This is a genomic window from Stenotrophomonas sp. SAU14A_NAIMI4_8 (assembly GCF_003086695.1).
GTDB lineage: Bacteria > Pseudomonadota > Gammaproteobacteria > Xanthomonadales > Xanthomonadaceae > Stenotrophomonas.
On the sequence record NZ_CP025999.1, the window covers coordinates 3,471,991 to 3,493,206 of the forward strand.

The window sequence follows — 21,216 nt, forward strand, 5'->3', positions numbered from 1 at the left end:
CGCTTTGCCGCTCATGGCCGGAAAACAGCTTTCGGCCCCGGCATGACCTCCCACCCATGCGTGGCGCTGAACGACTGTTAAGCTCCAAGGCTTACACCCTTCCCGGAGCTGTCCATGCGTCGCCGCATTCTTGCCATCGCATCGTCCCTCGCCCTGTTGGCCGCGCCTGCGTTTGCCGCGCCCCGCACCACCACCCTGCCCCCGGCCTCGCTGGCCACGGCCGCGCAGCTGCGCGACCAGGCACTGGCCGATGACACCGGCTGGAAGGTGGTCGAATCGCTGACCACCGAAATCGGCCCGCGTATTGCTGGCAGCGAGGCCGATGCCCGCGCCGTGGCCTGGGCCGAAGCCAAGTTCAAGGCGCTGGGCTTTGACAAGGTCTGGAAGGAACCGGTGACCTTCCCCAAGTGGGAACGCCGCAGTGAACACGCCGCGGTGACCGGCAAGAACCCGCAGCCGCTGCAGATCACCGCGCTGGGCGGCAGCCCCGGCGGCACCGTGGAAGCCGAGGTGGTGCGCTTTGCCGACCTGGCCGCCCTGCAGGCCGCGCCAGCCGGTTCGCTGAAGGGCAAGATCGCCTTCGTCGATTACCAGATGCTGCCGTTCCGCGATGGCCGCGACTACGGCCGTGGCGGTGCGATCCGCAGCAAGGGCCCGTCCGTGGCCATCCGCAAGGGTGCGGTCGGCTTCCTGATGCGCTCGGCCGGTACCGATTCGCACCGCGTGCCGCACACCGGCATCACCCGTTTCGACGATGGCCTGACCCCGGTGCCGTCGGCCGCGCTGTCGGTGCCCGATGCCGACCAGCTGGCACGTCTGCTGGCCCGTGGCAGCACCACGGTGAAGGTGGCGCTGGACTGCGGCTGGGATGGCACTGCCACCTCGTACAACGTGATCGGTGAGATCACCGGGCGCAGCCTGCCCAAGGAAGTGGTGGTGATTGGCGGCCACCTGGATTCGTGGGACCTGGGTACCGGCGCGGTGGATGATGGCGCCGGCGTGGGCATCACCATGGCCGCCGGCCATCTGATCGGCCAGCTGAAGCAGGCACCCAAACGCACGATCCGGGTGATCGCCTTCGCCAACGAGGAACAGGGTCTGTACGGCGGCAAGGCCTATGCCGAAGCACACGCCAAGGACGTGGCCCTGCACCAGCTGGCTGCCGAGAGCGACTTCGGTGCCGGGCGCATCTATGCGTTCAACACCGGTTCGCCTAACCCGGAAGGGTCGCGCGAAGCGACCAAGCAGATTGCCGAAGTGATGAAGCCGCTGGGCATCGAGTACCAGGCCGACAAGGGCGGCCCGGGCCCGGACGTGGGCCCGCTGGCGGCCAAGGGCGGCGCGTGGGCGTGGCTGGCACAGGATGGGTCGGACTATTTCCACCTGCACCACACCGCCGACGACACCCTGGACAAGATCGACCCGAAGGCGCTCGCGCAGAACGTGGCCGCGTACACCGTGTTTGCGTATCTGGCCGCGGAAGCCGATGGCAGCTTTGGCAGTGAGGCCAAGGCGACGGTTCCGCCGAACGAGTGATGCGGTAGCGCCGCGGCAACAGCGGTGCGAACCAAGGTTCGCACCCACCAGGCGATTGCGTGGGGTCAGATCCCTCGCCCATGGCGAGGGCTCTGACCCCGATCGCGTCAGCCTTCCCACACCCGTGTATTGCGGACGCCGACCTTCTGCGGGTTGAACAACGGATCGCGCTTGTTGCGCTTCTGCTGCTCGTAATCGCGCAGCGCGGCCAGCGCGGGTTTCTGCAGCAGCACGATGGCGATGATGTTCAACCAGCTCATCATGCCCACGCCGATGTCGCCCAGCGACCAGGCCACGGTGGCGCTGTTCATGGCCGAATAGCCGGTGGCGGCCAGGAACAACAGTTGGAACACCCCCATCACCCACGGGCTGGGGCGGTCGCGGCACAGGTAGCTGACGTTGGTTTCGGCCATGTAGTACAGCGCCAGGATGGTGGTGAACGCGAACGGCAGGATCGCCAGCGCCACGAACGAGCGGCCGAAGCCCGGCAATGCCGATTCCACCGCGTGCTGTACGAAGCGCGGCCCGGCCTCCACGCCCGGCAGATTGCCCAGCAGCAGCCGCGCCTCATCGGGAATGCCGTTCACCGCTGGGTCGTACACGTTGTAAAGGCCGGTGGACAGGATCAGGAACGCGGTGGCGCTGCACACCACCAGGGTGTCGATGTAGACCGAGAACGACTGCACCAGGCCTTGCTTCACCGGGTGCGAGACCTCTGCGGCGGCGGCCGGATGCGCGCCACTGCCCATGCCCGCTTCGTTGGACAGCACGCCACGGCGCACGCCCCACTGGATGGCCGTGCCGATCATCGCGCCGAAGGCCGCATCCACGCCGAAGGCGCTGCGCACCACCAGCAGGATGACCTCGGGCAGCTTGTCCGCATTGATGACCATGACCACGGCGGTCACGCCCAGATAGGCCACGGCCATGATCGGCACCACCCATTCGGCCACGCGCGCAATGCGGCGCACGCCGCCGAACAGCACCACGGCCAGCACCACCAGCAGTACACCCGTGGTCGCGGCCACCGGCACATTCCAGGCTTCGTTCACCGCGCTGGTGATCGCATTGGACTGGGTACCGGCCAGCATCGCCCCGGCCATCACCGTGACCACCGCGAACAGCACCGCGTACCAGCGCTGACCCAGGCCCTTTTCGATGTAGTACGCCGGCCCGCCGCGGTACTGGCCCTTGCCGTCGCGGTCCTTGTAGATCTGCGCCAGGGTGGATTCGATGAAGGCACTGGAGGCGCCCAGGAACGCCACGATCCACATCCAGAAGATGGCCCCCGGGCCACCGAACGCGATGGCCATGGCCACGCCGGCGATGTTGCCCACGCCCACCCGGCTGGACAGTGACAGCGACAAGGCCTGGAACGGCGACACGCCTGCGTCGGAACGTTCATGGCGGAACATCAGGCGCAGCATGTCCGGCAGCGCGCGCAGCTGGATGAATCGGGTGCGGATGCTGAAGTACAGCCCGGCCAGCAGGCACAGCACCACCAGCAGCGGGCTCCAGACCACGCCCAGCACGCTGTTGACGATGGATTCGACAGTCATGGCGTGCCCTCTTAGAAGAACATGCCCAGGGCGACCTGGGGGCTGATGATGCGGCCGCTGTTGCGCCCGGCCACGGTCATTTCCACGCCGGCGATCAACCCCAGCGAGGGGCTGAAGTGGTATTCCACCGCCGGCGCCAGGGTGAGGTTGCGGCTGGCCGGGCGACGCTCGTCGATGCGCCGCACCTGACCATCGGCGCCGGGTGCAAAGCCGGTCAGGCGCTGGCCCGATTCGCGGCTGGCCGCAAACTCCATGACCCCGACCCAGCGCGAATTGAAGCTGTACTCGGCACCGACCGACAGGCCCAGCACCGAGCCGCGCGCGATGTGGCCCTGGAAGCCACGTTCAGTGCCATACACGCTGGCGCCGGAAATGGCCGTGCGCGACGGTGCAGGTCCCGCACTGAACTGCGCACGCCAGCGCAGCGGCCTGTCGTTGCCCATCCATTCCACCTTCTGCATGCCCAGCGCCAGCGTGGTGCGCTGCACGCCATCGCCCTGCGCATCCAGTGCATTGCCGGTGATGCGGTCGTGGCTGCCGGTGCTGAAGCGCTGCACCAGCGCCAGCGAAACGGCCGGGGTGGTGCCATCGGCACTGGGGGCCTGCAGCAGGTACTGCAGGCGCGCGGTGGTATCGCCGGCACGGAAGCCGCTGCTGTGGGTGCTGCCCGATTCGGCGCGCGAGGCGCTCAGGTTGACCTGGCCGGTGACCCGTTCGCTGAAGCCGTAGGCAATGGGCACCACCACCGCCCAGGCGCCGCTGCGTTCATCGCTGCGGTGGCGATCGCCGCTGTCATCGAAGTACGCGGTGCTGTCCACGCGCACCAGATAGGGTTCGATGTACCAGTGCCCGGCCGCCATGCCGGCGGGATTGGGGGTGATCAGCGGGCCGGTGAAGTTGACGCCTTCCAGGCTGTGTTGCTGGGCCAGCGCACTGGCACTGTGCAGCGTGCAGGCCAGCAGCAGGGCAACGGCAAGGGTAGAACGCGGGTGATGCATGACAGCCACTCCTGGACAACGTGGGATGGACTTCCACCCTGCGTCGCCAGGAACAGCGGACCAATAAGGAAACTTTCAAAACGTCATGCGTGCTTGACGCATTGGCGTGTGGGGCAAGTCTGCGGTCTTGGGTCAGAGCCCTTGCCTGTGGCAAGGGATCCGACCCGGATGCGCGGGGTCGGATCCCGCATCGCAGGCGCGGGCTCCGCCCCCATCAGCGGTCAACCGCGACGGCTGGCCCACTGCGCCAGCAGCACTGCCGTGGCAGATGCGACATTCAGGCTTTCCACTGCGCCGCTGCCCGGAATCGACACCTGCTGGTCGCACAGACCGGCCAGCTCGCGGTCCATGCCCTCGCCTTCGGCGCCCATCACGTACACCAGGCGCGACGGCAGGCTCGCATGGAACACGTCTTCGCCGCCGTCCACCAGGGTGGCGGCCAGGCCGAAACCGGCCGCACGCAGCTGCGCCATGGCCTGCGCATCGTCGGGCAACTGCACCAGCGGCACGGCTTCGGCACCGCCTTCGGCCACGCGCGCGGCGGCGCCGGACAGGGCCAGCGTGCTGCCGGCCGGCAGCAGCAGCGCCTTCACCCCGAAGTGCGCGGCCGAACGCAGGATCGCGCCCAGGTTGTGCGGGTTGCCCACGCCATCCAGCCACAGCGCCAGCGCCGGGCCATCACCCACCTGCTGCAGCCACTGCGCCAGTTCCAGCGCGGGTGCGCGCAGCACGTCGGCCACCACGCCTTCGTGGTGGGTGGTGCCGGCCAGCTTGTTCAGATCGCCGTCTTCCACCACGCGGTAGCCCACGCGGTTGGCCACGCACCACTTCAACAGCGGCTGCAGGCGCGGAATGCGCGCCTCCAGCAGGTACAGCTTGCGCAGTGCCTGCGGGCGGGCTTCGAACGCCGCCAGCACGGCATTCAGGCCGTACAGGCGCAGTTCGTCATTGCCACGCCCACCGGCGCCTGCACCACCGCCACTGCCCTGCCCTTCCGGGCGCGGCAACGGTGTGGCACGCGGCGGACGGGCGGACGGGCGGCGGTTGTTCCAGGGGTTGTTCACTTACACGGTCTCCTGCTTGCGCTGGCGCCAGAAATCGGCGTTCTTGATCCCCAGTGCATCGGGGTCGAACGTCGGGTCCAGGCCCAGCTTCTTCTGTCGTTCGTAGTCACGCAGGGCCAGCATGGCCGGCTTCTGCACGATGAGGATGGCGATGATATTCAGCCAGGCCATCAGGCCCACGCCGATGTCACCCAGCGCCCAGGCCAGGGTGGCGTTGTGGAAGGCGCCGAACACCACCATGCCGATGATGCCCAGGCGCAGCAGCAGCACGGTGAGCGGGCGCTTCTTGTTGTGGTTGACGTAGGTCAGGTTGGTTTCGGCCATGTAGTAATAGGCCATGATGGTGGTGAAGGCGAAGAAGAAGATGGCGATGGACACGAAGGCCGAACCCCAGCCCGGCAGCACCGCTTCCACGCCCGCCTGCGCATAGCCGGCGCCTTCGGGAATGCCGGCCAGACCCTGGAAGATCGGCGCGGCGCCTTCCACCGGCGAATAGACGTTGTAGGTGCCGCTGGCCAGGATCAGGAAGGCGGTGGCGGTGCACACCATCATGGTGTCGAAGTAGATGGCGAAGGCCTGCACGTAGCCCTGCTTGGCCGGGTGCGAGACTTCCGAGGCTGCTGCGGCGTGCGGGCCCGAACCCTGGCCGGCTTCGTTGGCGTAGATGCCGCGCTTGATGCCCCATTCGATGGCCAGGCCCATCATGGCGCCGAACGCCGCATGGGTACCGAAGGCGCTGTCGAAGATGATGCCGAACATTTCCGGCACGCGGTCGGCGTTGATGATCATGATGACGATGGCCATCAGGATGAAGCCGGCGGCCATGAACGGCACCACCACTTCGGCGAAGTTGGCGATGCGCTTGACGCCACCGAAGATGACCACGCCCAGCAGCAGGGCCACCACGATGCCGATGCCCAGCTTCAGCGCCTGCACCTGGTCCATGCCGAAGGCCTGGCCATCCAGCGGACCGCACAGCGCGGTGCCGCGGCAGGCGTTGATGACGCTGTCAGCGATGGCATTGGCCTGCACGCCCGGCATCAGGAAGCCGGCCGCGATGATCGTGGCACCGGCGAAGGCCAGGGCGTACCACTTCAGGCCCATCGCCTTTTCGATGTAATAGGCCGGGCCACCGCGGTAGCGGCCTTCGGCATCCTTGGTCTTGTAGATCTGCGCCAGGGTGCATTCCACGTACGAGGTGGACGCGCCGAGGAAGCCCATCACCCACATCCAGAAGATCGCACCGGGGCCGCCGAAGGCGATGGCGGTGGCCACGCCGGCGATGTTGCCGATGCCCATGCGGCCGGCCATGGACATGGCCAAGGCCTGGAAGGACGACACGCCGGCGTCGGATTTCTCACCCTTCACGGTCAGGCGGCACATCTCGAAGAAGCCGCGCAGCTGCATGAAGCGCGTGCGCAGGCTGAAGAACAGGCCGGCGCCCAGGCACACCACGATCAGTGCCTTGCTCCAGATGATGCTGTTGATGAAATGTACGGTTGCTTCCACGCGCGCTCTCTCCAGTCGGCGGGTTGGGGGACGTCCCGTCGGCTGGAAGGGACAGCACCGATTCTCCCTGATCGCGGACCGGGGCGATAGCGGCAGAAGCAGGGGGTCGGATCCCTTGCGCAGGGCGCGAGGGCTCTGACCCCGGTTCGCGGCCGTGGAATGGGGTCAGAGCCCTTTTCTGGCGAAAAGGGATCTGACCCCTGGCCGTTCAGGGCAGCTGGGTGCGCACCCGGGCGAAGCGGCGCAGGTCGTGCAGCTGGCCGCGCTTGTACACCGCGCAACGGGCCGTGCCCTCTTCGCTGAAGCCGTTGGCCAGCAGCACGCGGGCCGAGCCTTCGTTGAAATCGAGGACCTCGGCCTGCAGCCTGAACAGGCGCAGCTCGTCCATCACCCAGGGCACGAACAGGGCCACCACGCGGGTCATCACGCCCTGCCCCCAATGCGCCCTTCCCAGCCAATACCCCAACTCGGCACTGTGCCCGCGTTCTGCGCTGCCCGGCTGGGCGCCCACGCTGCCGCAGGCCTGGCCGTCGATTTCAATGGCCAGGTTCAGCGTGCTGGCCGCCAGCACGCGGCCGGCCAGGAAGGCCAGGCCGTCGTCGCGGGTGTAGGGGTACGGGAAGCGATCGCGCAGGCCACGCGAAACCTCGGGGTCGTTGGCGTGCTGCAGCAGCGATTCCAGGTCGTTGGGGTGCCAGGGACGCAGTCGGAAGCCTGGGCCTTCGAGGTGCGGGGTCAGCGCCCTTTCCCGTTGGGAAAGGGATCCGACCCCGTCCGGCACCCCGCCGCTGTGCCGGTCAGGCATGGCCGCCGACCGAGGGCGATTCGGCTTCCTGCTTTTCCAGTTCGCGCTTCACCGCTTCGGGCGAACGGGTGTACGGGGCCAGGCGCGCGTAGAACGCCGGTACCACGAACAGCGACAGGAAGGTGGACAGGGTGACGCCGAAGATGATCACGATGCCGATGGTGCCACGGCTGGCCGAGCCGGGGCCACCGGCCACCACCAGTGGAACGGCGCCGACCACGGTGGCGATCGAGGTCATCAGGATCGGGCGCAGGCGCACCATGGCCGATTCAATGATCGCCTGCCGCACGGTGCGCCCGTCATCGCGCAGCTGGTTGGCGAATTCCACGATCAGGATGCCGTTCTTCGCCGCCAGGCCGACCAGCATGACGATGCCGATCTGACTGAACAGGTTCACCGTGCCGCCGCTCACCCACAGGCCGACCAGCGCGCCGAGCACGCCCAGCGGCACGGTCAGCATGATGGTGAGCGGATGGATGAAACTTTCAAACTGCGCGGCCAGCACCAGGTACACCACCAGCAGGGCCATGGCGAAGGTGAGCAGCACCGCGCCACCGGCGCTCTGGTACTCGCGCGATTCGCCCTTCCAGTTGATCTGCGCGTACTGCGGCAGTTCTTCGCGGCTGACCTGCTGCGCCCAGGCGATGGCTTCACCCAGCGGATAGCCCGGCGCCAGGCCGGCGCTGATGGTGATCGAGCGCAGGCGGTTGAAGCGGTTCAGCGTGCCCGCTTCGGCCACTTCGCTCAGCGTGACCAGGTTGGACAGCGGCACCAGTTCGCCGGAGTTGGCGCGCACGCGGATCGCGGCCAGATCTGCCGGGCTGGCGCGGCCATCGCGGCCGGCCTGCACCAGCACGTCGTACTCTTCGCCGTTGTCGACGAAGGTGGTGACGCGGCGCGAACCCATCATGGTTTCCAGCGCCGAACCAATGGCAGTGACCGGCACACCCAGGTCGGCCGCACGCTGGCGGTCGATGTTCACCCGCATCTGCGGGCGGGTTTCCTTGTAGTCCGAATCGGGGCCGACCAGGCCGGGATTGTCGGCCATGCGCAGCAGGATGCGGTCGCGCCACTGGGCGATTTCCGCGTATTCCGGCCCGCCCAGCACGATCTGGAACGGCTGCCCGCCACTGCGCACCAGGCCGCCACCGACCTGGGTACGCACGCGCACGCCACGCAGGGTGTCCAGTTCCTTCTGCAGTTCGTTGGCCACGTCCACGGTGTTTTCGCTGCGCTGACGCCACGGCTGCAGGAACACGCTTACGCGGCCGGTGTGCATTTCCTCGCTGGCACCGAAGCCGCCGGGCACGCGCGGGTTGGCACGGGCGATGGTCTTGTCGGCGCCCACGTGCGGGGCCAGCAGCGCTTCCACCTGCTGCACCTGCTGCACGGTGTAGTCGTAGCCGGCGCCTTCGGGGCCATCGATCATGATCTGGAACGAACCGCGGTCTTCGGCCGGCGCCAGTTCCGAGGGCAGGATCTTCACCAGCCCCCAGGTGGCCAGCAGCGCAGCGGCCATCACCACCAGGTAGATCCAGGTGCGATCGACGTGGTGGTCCAGCACGCGGCCATAGCCGGCGGCCAGGCGGTCCAGGTTGCGGTTGATGAAGCCATGCAGGCCGCGCGGTGCCTGCCCGGTATGCGGCTTCAGCAGCTTGGAGGCCATCATCGGGGTAAGCGTGAGGGCCACGAACGCCGACAGCGCCACCGCCGCGGCCAGCGCCACCGCCAGTTCGCGGAACAAGCGCCCGGTATTGCCTTCCAGGAAGCCCACCGGCAGGAACACGGCCACCAGCACGGCGGTGGTGGCGATGACCGCGAAGGCGACCTGGGTGGTGCCGCGCTTGGACGCCACCAGCGGTGGCTCGCCCAGGTCGATGCGGCGCTGCACGTTTTCCACCACCACGATCGCATCGTCCACCACCAGGCCGATACACAGCACCAGCGCCAGCAGGGTGAGCAGGTTGATCGAGAAATCGAAGGCGTACAGCGCGATGAACGCAGCCACCAGGCACACCGGCACCGTCACTGCCGGAATCAATGCGGCACGGAAGCTGCCCAGGAACAGCCAGATGACCGCCAGCACCAGCAGCATCGCTTCCACCAGCGTGGCGTACACGCGGTCCACCGCCGCTTCGATGAAGGTGGTGTTGTCGAAGGTGACCACGATCTGGGTGCCTTCGGGCAGCGTGGCGGCGACCTTTTCTGCTTCAGCGCGCGCGGCGCGGGCCACGTCCAGCGAGTTGGCGGTGGAGGTCTTGACGATGCCCAGGCCCACGCCCGGTTCGCCGTTGCTGCGGAAATAGGCACGGCGTTCGGCCGAGGCCAGTTCGATCTTGGCCACGTCGCCCATGCGCACCACGTAGCCGTCGGCGCCCTTGCCCAGCGGGATGGTGGCGAAGTCTTCGGGTTTGACGTAGTTGCGCTCCACGCGCAGGGTGAAATCGCGGTCGGCCGATTCGATGCGGCCGGCCGGCAGTTCCACGTTCTCGTTGCGCAGGGCGGTTTCCACATCGCCGGTGGTCAGCCCACGCGCGGCCAACTGGTCGCGGTCCAGCCAGATGCGCATGGCATAGCGCTGGCGGCCACCGATACGTACCTGGGCCACGCCGTCCAGGCTGGAAAAGCGATCGACCACGTAGCGGTCGGCGTAATCGCTCAGTTCCAGCGTGTCCATGGTGGTGGAGGACATGTTGAACCAGATGATCGGGTCGGCATCGCTTTCCACCTTGGCGATTTCCGGCGGGCGCGCCTCTTCGGGCATGCGGTCGGCCACGCGGCTGACCGCATCGCGCACGTCGTTGGCGGCCGCTTCGATATCGCGGTTGGAGGTGAATTCGATGCTGACCTGCGAGCGCCCATTGGTGCTGCGCGCGTTGATGGTGTCGATGCCTTCGATACCGGCCAGCGCGTCTTCCAGCACCTGGGTGATGCGGCTTTCGATGACCGCCGCCGAGGCGCCGGTGTAATCGACCGACACCGAGACGATGGGCGGATCGATGGCCGGCAGTTCACGCAGGGTCAGGCGGGTGAAGGACATGATGCCCAGCACCAGCAGCAGCAGGCTCATCACCACGGCAAACACCGGCCGCTGGATGGAGATGTCGGAAAGCTTCATCCGCCCTGGCCCTCGGCGGCGGCCGGGGTGGTTTCAGACGGCGCCTGCGCATCGTTGGCGGCGGCCGCGTTGGATGCCGCCACCTTCAGACCCGGGCGCAGCTTGCCGGTGCCATCGACCACGATGCGCTGCCCCGCCTGCAGGCCCTGGCGGATTTCCACCACGCCCGAGCGGCGCGCACCGATCACCACGTCGGCGCGTTCCACCGTGTCGTCGTTCTTCAGCCGGTACACGTACGAATCGCGCCCGACCTGCACCACGGCGATTTCCGGCACCACCAGTGCCGGGCGCTCGGGGCGGAACAGGCGCACATCCAGCAGCATGCCGGGACGCAGCGCGTGGTCGGCATTGGCGAAATCGGCGCGCACGGTCACCGCACGGGTGGCCGGATCGATGCGCGCATCAATGGTGCTCACCTCGCCTTCGAAGGTACGACCGGGCCAGGCCACGCTGGTGGCGCTGACCTTGTCGCCCGTGGACAGCGCGGCCAGCTCCACTTCCGGCACCTGGAAATCGACGTGCATGCGCTCGATGTCATCCAGCGTGGCGATGACCGTGGTGGGCGTGACCAGCGAGCCGGGGCTGACCTGGCGGATGCCGAGCACGCCGGCAAACGGTGCGCGCACGCGGCGGTCACCGATTTCCGACTGCATTTCCGCCACGCGCGCTTCGGCCGCATCGCGGATCGCTTTCTGCGTGTCCAGCGTGGCACTGGACACCAGGCGCTGGGTGGCCAGTTCACGCTGGCGCTTGTACAGCTGGTCGGCTTCGGCAAACGTGGCCTGGGCCTGGCTGAGCGCAGCCTGCTGGGCCTGGCCGCGCAGGGTGACGATGGGCGCACCGGCGGCCACCTGCTGGCCGCTTTCGAAATGCACGCGGTCCACGATCTCGCTGACCTTGGCGGTCACGCTGATCGATTCGCGCGCCTTGGCCGTGCCCAGTGCCTGCAGCGTGTCGTTCCACTGCGTGGGCTGCACCACCTGCGCGGTGACCGGTACGGCTTCACCCTGCCGGCGTGCGGCAGCCTCCGGCTTGCCTGCACAGCCGGCCAGAAGGGCCAGGCCGAGGCCAAGGGCCAGGGGGGAAGCGATACGAGCCAACATGCACAGTCCTGATTGATCCACGGCCGCCGAGTGTAGGCACCGCCCCATGAAATCGGTATGTGCCAAGCGTTTACCGGCGTGAAACCTGCCGCGCGATAGCGCCGGGAACCCGTTCCATGCAAGGGTTGCCGCCGTGGTGTCGGCGTATGTCGGGATGTATCCAGCGCGCCCGCACCTGCCGGCGCCATCGTACAGTCAAACCTGCCTGGCTGAGGGCGCCAGGCGGGGGTCGGCCCTGGCGGGGTCCGACCCCGTTTTTTTGCCCGGTGCATGGGTAGCGCCGGGCATTCCCTGCGGATCAATACCGGTAGTTCACCTTCATCCACAGGCTGCGCCCGGGCTCGTTGATGCGTACCGGATCGGCCGGGAAACCGAAGTCGGCGCTGCCGGCCAGGTTCAGGTGTTCGCTGTAGGCGCGATCAAACAGATTGTCCACGCCGGCACTGAGCTGCAGTTGCGTGCTGAAGCGATAGGCCGCATTGAGCGCGAAGGTGGCAAAGCCCGCGCTGGGGCCCAGATCCTGCGCCACCACATTGCCCTGCCCTGTCGCCACCCGGTGCTGGGCGGTGACCGCACGCAGCAGGGCGCCCGCGCTCCAGCGCTGGCCCTGCCAGTCGGCGCTCAGGCGCGCTTCCAGCGGCGGCGTCTGCGGCAGCGGGCGGTGTGCATCGCGGTTCTCGCCCCAGGCATACGCCAGGGTACTGCCCAACGACCACTGCTCGTCCAACTGCAGTTTCAGCCCGGCTTCGGCACCGGCAATGCGTGCGTCGATGTTGTCGGCCTGGCTGCTGCTGCCCATCATGCCGCCACTGCGGTAGGTGAACAGGATGTAGTCCTGGATCTGCCCGGCGTAGGCCGACACCCAGGCCTGCACCCGCGGCCCGTTGTACTGCAGGCCCACGTCGAGCTGAGTGGTGCGTTCGGGCTGGATGCCAGCGAAGGCATTCACGCTGCCGGCCGGCCCGGCATCGGGCGAGAACAGCTCCCAGTAGTCCGGCATGCGCTCGCTGTGGCCGAGGCCCGCGTAGGCGGTCAGGCCCTGGGCCAGGTCCTGTTCGTAGCGCAGGAAGCCGCTGCCCAGCCACTGCCGGCGTTGCTGCCCGGCCGTGGGGTTGGGCATGTCCATCATCATGCCGCTGATCTGCGCGCGCGTATCGCGCACGCGCGCACGGTCGATGCGCAGGCCGCTGATCCAGCGCTGCGCGGTGTCGGCGCCCAGGGTCAGTTCGGTGAACACGCCCTGCCGCTCGAAGTCGGCATCACGGCTCCAGGCCGCGTTCTGGTAGGTGTTGCGGCCCATGCCCACGCGGCCGCGGTGGCGGCTGTCTTCGGCATCCACGCCGGCCACCAGCTGCACGTCCTGCCAGCGCCATTCGGAACTGATGCGCCCACCCTGGGTACGCCGGTCGACATTGGAGGCCATCGGCATGGGCATGCTGCTGTGCGGATTGGGCGTGCGCAGCGTGTAGTTGTCCATCACGTGGTCGGCTTCGTTGTAGTACACGTTGGCCTGCAACGTGTCCCACGCGCCGGGCAGGTTGCGCTTCTCGAAGCGCGCACCGAAGGTGGTGCGTTCGAAGGCAGCACCGTCCATGCCACGACCGGCATAGCGCGCGATGGCATCGCCGGCACCGGCGGACACTTCCAGCAGCGTATCGGCATCGGGCGTCCAGCCCAGCGCCACATCGCCGTTCCACTTGCGCCATTTCGAGGGCACGACATCGCCATGACCGTCCTTGTAGTCGTCCGCTTCTGAACGGTTGCCGCTGGCGCGCACATAGCCGCTGGGATTGCCCACGGTCAGGTCCAGCACCTGGTCGTTGCGGTTGCGCGAGCCGACCAGCGCACTGGCATCGGCGCGCAGGCCCGGCGCCTCGAAGCGCGGCGTATCACGTTCGAAACGGATGGTGCCGGCCGAGGCACCCGCGCCCCAGCGCACGCTCTGCGGGCCCTTGATGATGGTCAGCCGGTCGAAGCTTTCCGGCGCGATGTAGGACAGCGGATTGTCCATGCGCGAGGGGCACGCGCCGATCAGGTTGCCATCGTTGCTGAGGATGTTCAGGCGCGACCCGAACATGCCGCGCAGCACCGGGTCGCCATTGGTGCCGCCGTTGCGGATGGCGGAGAAACCAGGAACGGTCTTCAGGTAATCGGCGCCATCACTGGCCGGCACCGGCTGCCGCGGCAGCCGCGGATCGGTCACCCAGTGCAGTGGCGAAGACGGGGCGGCGGCAGTCACCACCAAGGTATCGAGGGTGCGCGCTTCATCAGCGGGCGCGGCATGGGCCAGCGAAGCGGCCACGGCGAGGCCGAGGGCAACCGGCAGGCGCGCGGACGCGCCCGCGGGGCGGGACAGGTTTTTCATGCAGACAACTCCAGGGTACGCACGCGCGCACGGCGCCCGGTCAGGCGTCGTGCGGCGGATTGAATGGGAACTCAGCGGACGATGGAGCGCAGCGGTGGGCCACGCGCGGCATGCGCGGGCCAGTGTTGGGGGGGCAGCAGGGGCAGCAGCGGCGCGAACAGCACGCGCGGCCGCCACAGCAGCGGCACCAGCAGCAGCGCCACGGCCAGCCACGGCAGCAGGCGCATGGCAAGCACGCAGTACTCGCAGGCCTCGCCGTGCATGGCATGCGGATCGGCCGGCGGGGTTGAATCCGGTTGCGCATGCAGCGCGCCGTGTTCTTCAGCCATGCTGCCGTGATGCATATGAGCGTGCATGGCCGGCGACATCTGATCCATCTGCGCATGCGCAGGCGCATGATGCTCAGGCGCCTGCAGCGCGCGGCTGACCAGCGGCGCAAGCACCATCAGCAGCGTTGCCACGAAGGCAAGCTGCAGCAGGAGGCATTGCGGGCGCGACAAGCGGTTCACCGCGCTAGTGTAGAGCCCGGTCCAGGGTTGGCCGTGCGACGAACCGTCGCAGGTGTTGGGGGTGTTTTGGCAGGGCTGCGCCCTGCACCCGCTCAATGCAACGTCAACGTCAACGTCAACGTCAAAAGCGTGCATTCCGTGGGATGGCGGGGTGGGTCCGGTTGCGGGGGACGCCGTAAACCCCCAGTCCGGCCCAGCCGCTGGCGGCTGTGCGTTCGGGCGCTTGCGAAGCAGTGCTTCGCAAGCAAAGCGCCCTCACCCATGGGGGCTTAGCCGCGCCATCCATGGCGCGGATACCCCCGCAACCGGACCCACCCCGCCTTCGACAGTTGGCCGCGATCTGGCGGAACGGCACGGCGCTCTGCCCCGGTAGGTGTCGACCTTGGTCGACACGGATGAATCCATTCGATATCTGACAGATGTGTCGACCAAGGTCGACACCTACCAGAGCAAGATGCGGTTCCGGCAGATCGCGGGGGACTGTCAGAGGCGGGGCGGTGTGGGTGGGCGGGACCGCAGGCGCCATGGATGGCGCCTACGAGCCACAGGGACGTACTTGCGGCGTCCCCGCACTCCGACACCGCCCCGCCATCCCACGGAATGCCGCTTTTGACGTTGAAGTTGACGTTGACGTTGAGCGGGTGCAGGGCGCAGCCCTGCAACGCCCCTCCCCTTAGACCGTGATGGTCTGGGTCAGCGATTCCCAGGTGGGCGGCTGCGGCCACGCGGCGGCCTGGTTGCCGTCCAGCACCCGGCGCAGGTCGCGCGGATCGATCTGCGGGGCCAGCACGTGTACCAGTTCCAACGCGTAATCGCGCAGCACGCGATCGCGCGGCAGCACCGCCCACGCAATGCATTCGGTGATCGGCTCCGGCGCCGGCCACGACTTCAGATCTTCGTCGTAGGCACTGACCGCCATCTCCGCCAGCAAGCCCACGCCCAGACCGGTGCGCACATAGGTCTTGATCAGGTCCGCATCCAGCGCCGTCAGTGCCAGATCGGGCACCAGCCCCTGCGCGGCGAACGCACGCTGCAGCGACGAATTCGGGCGCGTGGACGATTCGTAGCTGATCAACGGCTGGCGCGCCAACGCGGCCAGGTCCGGCGCGCGGCCGGCGCGGTCCAGCGGATGACCCTTGGGCACCACCACCAGACGGCGCCAGCGGAACAACGGCACGGCAATGCCGTCGGTTGGTTCGCTGCCGGCGGTACTGATGATGGCGATATCGGCATCGCCCTGGTTGAGCCGGTCCAGCGCATCGGCTTCGCCGGCCTGCTGCAGATGCACGCTTACCTGCGGGTACGCCTGTTTGATCGCCGCCACCGCCGGCGGCAGCACGAAGCGCGCCTGGGTGTGGGTGGTGGTCAGGATCAGCTGGCCCTGGCTTTCGCGGCGCTGGTTGGCGGCATAGGTGCGGATGTTGTTGGCCTCGGCCAGCACCGCGCGGGCGCGGGTGATGACCTCGGTTCCGGCCGGGGTGACCGATTCCAGGCTGCGCCCCTTGCGCACGAACAACAGGAAACCCAGCTCGTCCTCCAGCTGCTTGAGCTGCTTGGACAGACCGGGCTGGGTGGCGTGCACGCGCGAGGCGGCGAGCGTGATGTTCAGCTCGGCATCGGCGATGGCGACCAGGTAGCGCAGCTGGGTGAGCGTCATGGCGGGCAGGCGGCGGGGGCGGAGGTCCACTCTAGGGTCAATTCCCGTCACCAGCTTATAACCAAAGGTTGTTTAAGAAAGGTATCTGGTCATTTCCGGGTGTCATATGCCGGCGCTACGGTCAGCCGGCAGCCGCTGGCCTGGACGGCCAGCCCTCCCCTCTTCCGCCCGCCGCAGCCCGGCGCGGCCTGCTTCTGGAGCGCTTCCATGGCCCTGTACGACTCCATCCTGGACACCATCGGCAATACCCCCATCGTCAAGCTGCAGCGCCTGGCGCCGCAGGGCGTGACCTTGTACGCCAAGGTCGAATCGTTCAATCCGGGCGGTTCGGTGAAGGACCGCCTGGCCCTGGCCATCATCCTGGACGCCGAAGCGCGCGGCCTGCTCAAGCCCGGCGACACCATCGTGGAGGCCACATCGGGCAATACCGGCGTGGCCCTGGCCATGGTCGCCGCCGCCCGCGGCTACAAGTTCGTGGCCACCATGGTGGAAACCTTCTCCATCGAACGCCGCAAGCTGATGCGTGCCTACGGTGCCAAGGTGATCCTGACCCCGGCCGCCGAACGCGGCAGCGGCATGGTGCGCAAGGCGCGCGAGCTGGCCGAACAGCATGGCTGGTTCCTGGCCAGCCAGTTCGCCAACCCGGCCAACCCGGCCTACCACCGCAACACCACTGCGGCCGAGATCCTGCGCGACTTCGCTGGCAAGCGCCTGGATTACTTCGTGAGCGGCTGGGGCACCGGCGGCACGCTCACCGGTGTGGGCGAAGTGCTGAAGGTGGCACGCCCGCAGACGCGCATCGTGGCCACCGAACCGGCCGGCGCCGCGTTGCTGAAGGGCGATGACTGGAAGCCGCACAAGATCCAGGGCTGGACCCCGGATTTCGTGCCCGATGTGTTGAACCGCGACGTGGTGGATGAACTGCTGACCGTGGAAGACGAACGCGCCATTGCCACCGCGCGCCGCCTGGCCGCCGAGGAAGGTCTGTTCGTGGGCATCTCGGCCGGCGCCACCGTGGCCAGCGCGCTGGATGTGGCCAGCCGTGCCGAGGCGGGCTCGGTCATCCTGGCGATGCTGCCCGATACCGGTGAACGCTACTTCTCCACGCCGCTGTTTGCCGATGTGAACGAAGGCTCCGACGACGACTGGCTGGCCGGCCTGCCGTAAGCGGTGCGGGGTCGGATCTCTTTCCCGCAGGGAAAGGGCTCTGACCCCACCGACGTGGCGCAATGACGGGGGTCAGAGCCTTTTCCATGCGGAAAAGGATCTGACCCCTTTCTACTGCCGTAACCACACACGGGGTCGGATCCCTTTCCCGCAGGGAAAGGGCTCTGACCCCACCGACGTGGCGCAATGATGGGGGTCAGAGCCTTTTCCATGCGGAAAAGGATCCGACCCCTTTCTACTGCCGTAACCACACACGGGGTCGGATCCCTTTCCCGCAGGGAAAGGGCTCTGAACCCACCGGCGTGGCGCAATGACGGGGGTCCGAGCCTTTTCCATGCGGAAAAGGATCTGACCCCTTTCTACTGCCGTAACCACACACGGGGTCGGATCCCTTTCCCGCAGGGAATGGGCTCTGACCCCACCGGTGTGTCGCAATGACAGGGGTCAGCGCCTTTTCCATGCGGAAAAGGATCTGACCCCTTTCTGCTTCAGTAACCACGCACGGGGTCGGATCCCTTTCCCGCAGGGAATGGGCTCTGACCCCACCGGTGTGTCGCAATGACAGGGGTCAGCGCCTTTTCCATGCGGAAAAGGATCTGACCCCTTTCTACTGCCGTAACCACACACGGGGTCGGATCCCTTTCCCGCAGGGAAAGGGCTCTGACCCCACCGACGTGGCGCAATGATGGGGGGCAGCGCCTTTTCCATGCGGAAAAGGATCTGACCCCTTTCTGCTTCAGCCTGCGTGAAGCTAATTGCCGCCATCGTGCGTGAAGACCGGATCGCAGGTTGTGAGACGGTCATGACGCAGCATCCATGCCCTGTGCCCTACCGTGGGTACAGCCAGCGCGGAGGATGCGCGGAACAACCGACAGGCAGGAGACGGACGCATGAAGATCGAAGTGTGGCAGGGCGACATCACGACCCTGGCGGTGGATGCGATCGTCAACGCGGCCAATGAATCGCTGCTGGGCGGCGGCGGCGTGGATGGTGCGATCCACCGCGCGGCAGGCCCGGGCCTGCTGCAGGAATGCGAGCAGCTGCCGCAGCTGCGCCCCGGCGTGCGCTGCCCCACCGGCGAAGTGCGCGCCACCGCCGGCCATGCACTGCCGGCCAAGCATGTGCTGCACACCGTAGGCCCGGTCTGGCACGACGGCCAGCGCGACGAACCGGCGCTGCTGGCCAACTGCTATTGGAAATCGCTGCAGATGGCCGAATCGCTGGGCGTACAGTCCATTGCGTTTCCCGCCATCAGCTGCGGCGTGTACGGCTACCCGCTATACCAGGCCGCGCAGGTGGCCGTGACTGAAACGCTGGCGTGGCAGCGCAGCCACGCGCAGCCGATGCGCATCGTGCTGGTGGCCTTCAATACCGCCACCGCCAAGGCCTACCAGCAGGCGTTGGCCGCCGCCGGCCAGGCGGTGGAGGCCGAGCGTATCCTGCCGCTGCCGCCGGTGGGTGATGCCGGCTTTGCGGCCGCGCACTGAGCGCGATCAGCGCACCTTGATTTCCACTAGGCCGCTGGTTTCGCTCAGGTTGCTCACGTCCACCGTGTAGTGGCCGGCCGGCAGGGTTTCCTGCAGGCGTGCGTCGGTTCCGTTGCCACCGTCGTCATCGCTGCGCTCGATCTCGCCACCGACCAGACGCAGCACGGTGTCGACCTGGCTGGACAGCGCATCGAGCTGCACCTCGGCCGGTTCGTCCAGAGTCAGCAGGAAACGGCGGCGACCTTCGCCTTCCAGCAGCGTGTAGACGCTGCCGTTGCGGGGCAGCGCTGTGCCATCGGTATCGACCAGGTTGTCCGGCATGGCGCTGCGCGTGGCCTCCAGGCTGAAGGCGCCTTGGTCGCCGTCGCCCAGCCCGCGCACGGTCAGCGTGTACTCGCCGGGCTGCAGTGGCAGGGTGATGCGCGAATCGGTGCCCTCGCCGCCGTCGTCGTTCTCGCTTTCCTGGCCGTTGCCCTTCAGCGACAACAGGGTATCGAAGGCGTCAGAGCGCAGCTGGATCTCGTACAGGCCGGGGCTGTCGACCTTCAGCGTGTAGTCCTGTGTTTCGTCCAGCAGCAGGTCGTTGATGCGGCCGGCGCCGACGATCGGCGTGCCGTCATAGGGCTGCAGGGTTTCGGCGCGCAGCCGGAACGGCCCGAACGCATCGGGACCTTCGGCGTTCACCGCCACTTGGTAGGTGCCGCTGCCGTCGGCGCGGAACGCCACCGAGACTTCGTCGCCACTTTCATAGCCACTGCGGCTGCTGGCCACCAGGGTGCCGTTGTCGAACACGCTGATGGAGCCGTTGAGCGTGCCGGTCAGCTTGATGCCGACCCGCTGCTTGTCCTGCAGGGCCAGCGCGTAGACCTGGTAGTGGCTGCCATCGTTGTAGTTGAGTGCGCTGCGTGCGGTGATTTCACCGGACAGCGGCTTGTCCAGCGCCAGCGGCGGGGCCTTGCCGGCCTCTGCACTGCTGCCGGGAAGACGATTGCAACCGGCCAAGGCCACGACGGTGGCAATAACGATCACGATGGCGGCCTTGCGCATGTGCTGCTGCTCCTTTCCCTGGAAACCGGGCGCCGACACGGCACCCGCTGCAGCGCAACGATACCCGCAAATGAAGACGCCGGCACAGGGCCGGCGTCCATAACTGCTCAGGCGATGGCGCGGCTCAGCCGTTCCACTTGCCCAGGGCGGCCAGGCCGTTGTCCTTGGCGCGCTCGTACACGGTCTTCTGTGCAGCGGCGTAGTTGCCCTTCATGTCCTTGGCCCACAGCTTCAGCGCGGCCTGCTGCATGGCACGGCCGTAGGAGAAGCTGAGCGGCCACGGCAGGTTGCCCAGCTGGTTCATCGCGTTCAGATGCTCGGTGGACTGCTCGTCGCTCTGGCCGCCGGACAGGAACACCACGCCCGGCAGGATGGCCGGCACGGTGCTCTTCAGGCACATCACGGTCGATTCGGCCACTTCTTCCACGTCGGCCTGCTCGTCGCAGCCCTTGCCCGAGATGACCATCGACGCCTTCAGGATGGTGCCTTCCAGCAGCACGTTCTGCTGGTACAGCGCATCGAACAGCGAACGCAGGGTGGCTTCGGTCACTTCGTAGCAGGTTTCGATGTCATGGTCGCCGTCCATGATCACTTCCGGCTCGACCATCGGCACCAGGCCGCATTCCTGGCACAGGGCGGCGTAACGGGCCAGCGCGTGGGCGTTGGATTCGATGCAGGTGCCCGACGGGGTGTTGTCGCCGATGTTGATGACCGCGCGCCACTTGGCGAAGCGGGCACCCAGCTTGTAGTACTCCTGCAGGCGCTCGCGCAGGCCGTCCAGGCCTTCGGTGACCAGCTCGCCCGGGCAGCCGGCCAGCGGGTGCGCACCCTTGTCCACCTTGATGCCCGGAATCATGCCGTGGTCGGCCATGTACTTGGCGAACGGCACGCCGTCCTTGGTGGCCTGGCGGATGGTTTCGTCGTACAGGATGGCGCCGGAAATGTGCTCGTTGAGCTTCGGCGTGGTCAGCAGCAGCTCGCGGTAGGCGCGACGGTTTTCCTCGGTGTTCTCGATACCCACGCCGGCGAAACGCTTGGCGATGGTAGCGGTGGATTCGTCGATCGCGATGATGCCCTTGCCCGGGGCGACCATGGCCTGGGCGGTTTCGGCCAGCTGTTCGATGCTCATGTATTTCCTGTGGCGGGTGCGGGAAAAACGCAATTATAGCCCCGCCACCCGTTGCCCCGACGTGGAGGACAGGATGGAAACGATTCCAGATGTGCGCAGGACAAAACATGTCCTGCGCGATGGGGTCAGAGCCCCTGCGGGGATCCGACCCCGGGGTCAGATC

Annotated in this window: 15 protein-coding genes; 3 read left to right on the top strand and 12 right to left on the bottom strand. The window is 67.4% G+C overall.

Annotated features, from left to right (window positions below):
• Positions 1-114: 114 nt before the first annotated feature.
• Positions 115-1,536 (top strand): M28 family peptidase, encoded by a 1,422-nt coding sequence (locus C1930_RS15810; RefSeq protein ID WP_108772157.1) that lies wholly within the window; start codon positions 115-117, stop codon positions 1,534-1,536.
• A 107-nt stretch (positions 1,537-1,643) separates the two neighbouring features.
• Here the strand turns inward: C1930_RS15810 and C1930_RS15815 are convergent, their stop codons facing one another.
• The 10 genes from C1930_RS15815 to C1930_RS15860 form a co-directional block, all read right to left on the bottom strand.
• On the bottom strand, positions 1,644-3,095 hold the full coding sequence (locus C1930_RS15815; RefSeq protein ID WP_108772158.1) for an alanine/glycine:cation symporter family protein: 1,452 nt from the start codon (positions 3,093-3,095) through the stop codon (positions 1,644-1,646).
• Between the two features lie 11 nt (positions 3,096-3,106).
• Positions 3,107-4,093 carry a hypothetical protein gene (locus tag C1930_RS15820; RefSeq protein WP_108757023.1) on the bottom strand — a complete coding sequence of 329 codons (987 nt, stop codon included), beginning with the start codon at positions 4,091-4,093 and terminating at the stop codon, positions 3,107-3,109.
• Between the two features lie 221 nt (positions 4,094-4,314).
• Positions 4,315-5,157, bottom strand: coding sequence for a TrmH family RNA methyltransferase (locus C1930_RS15825; RefSeq protein WP_108757024.1), 843 nt, complete (start codon positions 5,155-5,157; stop codon positions 4,315-4,317).
• Positions 5,158-6,666: an alanine/glycine:cation symporter family protein gene (locus C1930_RS15830; RefSeq protein ID WP_108757025.1), complete on the bottom strand. Its 1,509-nt coding sequence runs from the start codon at positions 6,664-6,666 to the stop codon at positions 5,158-5,160.
• 208 nt (positions 6,667-6,874) lie between these two features.
• Positions 6,875-7,471: a GNAT family protein gene (locus tag C1930_RS15835; RefSeq protein ID WP_108757026.1), complete on the bottom strand. Its 597-nt coding sequence runs from the start codon at positions 7,469-7,471 to the stop codon at positions 6,875-6,877.
• Positions 7,464-10,589, bottom strand: coding sequence for an efflux RND transporter permease subunit (locus tag C1930_RS15840; RefSeq protein ID WP_108772159.1), 3,126 nt, complete (start codon positions 10,587-10,589; stop codon positions 7,464-7,466). Before C1930_RS15840 ends, C1930_RS15835 begins: the two co-directional genes overlap by 8 nt.
• On the bottom strand, positions 10,586-11,692 hold the full coding sequence (locus C1930_RS15845) for an efflux RND transporter periplasmic adaptor subunit (protein ID WP_108772160.1): 1,107 nt from the start codon (positions 11,690-11,692) through the stop codon (positions 10,586-10,588). The genes C1930_RS15840 and C1930_RS15845 overlap by 4 nt, the downstream gene beginning before the upstream one ends.
• 298 nt (positions 11,693-11,990) lie before the next feature.
• Positions 11,991-14,057 carry a TonB-dependent copper receptor gene (locus tag C1930_RS15850; RefSeq protein ID WP_108772161.1) on the bottom strand — a complete coding sequence of 689 codons (2,067 nt, stop codon included), beginning with the start codon at positions 14,055-14,057 and terminating at the stop codon, positions 11,991-11,993.
• Positions 14,058-14,128: 71 nt separating this feature from the next.
• The gene (locus C1930_RS15855; RefSeq protein WP_108772162.1) at positions 14,129-14,566 is read right to left on the bottom strand and encodes a DUF2946 family protein; all 438 of its coding nucleotides are present in this window, start codon (positions 14,564-14,566) and stop codon (positions 14,129-14,131) included.
• Positions 14,567-15,239: 673 nt separating this feature from the next.
• Positions 15,240-16,223 (bottom strand): LysR family transcriptional regulator, encoded by a 984-nt coding sequence (locus tag C1930_RS15860; protein WP_108751644.1) that lies wholly within the window; start codon positions 16,221-16,223, stop codon positions 15,240-15,242.
• Positions 16,224-16,430: 207 nt separating this feature from the next.
• Here C1930_RS15860 and cysK point away from each other — a divergent pair, with 207 nt between their 5' ends.
• Both cysK and C1930_RS15870 read left to right on the top strand, forming a co-directional pair.
• On the top strand, positions 16,431-17,390 hold the full coding sequence (gene cysK, locus C1930_RS15865) for a cysteine synthase A (protein WP_108757031.1): 960 nt from the start codon (positions 16,431-16,433) through the stop codon (positions 17,388-17,390).
• Positions 17,391-18,280: 890 nt separating this feature from the next.
• Complete coding sequence (locus C1930_RS15870; protein WP_108753992.1) at positions 18,281-18,877, top strand: O-acetyl-ADP-ribose deacetylase; 597 nt, start codon at positions 18,281-18,283, stop codon at positions 18,875-18,877.
• Between the two features lie 6 nt (positions 18,878-18,883).
• On the opposite strand, the gene C1930_RS15875 is transcribed toward C1930_RS15870, so the two are convergent.
• Both C1930_RS15875 and C1930_RS15880 read right to left on the bottom strand, forming a co-directional pair.
• The gene (locus tag C1930_RS15875) at positions 18,884-19,924 is read right to left on the bottom strand and encodes an ABC transporter substrate-binding protein (protein WP_108772163.1); all 1,041 of its coding nucleotides are present in this window, start codon (positions 19,922-19,924) and stop codon (positions 18,884-18,886) included.
• A 124-nt stretch (positions 19,925-20,048) separates the two neighbouring features.
• Positions 20,049-21,053: a class I fructose-bisphosphate aldolase gene (locus C1930_RS15880; protein ID WP_108753994.1), complete on the bottom strand. Its 1,005-nt coding sequence runs from the start codon at positions 21,051-21,053 to the stop codon at positions 20,049-20,051.
• Positions 21,054-21,216 lie beyond the last annotated feature (163 nt).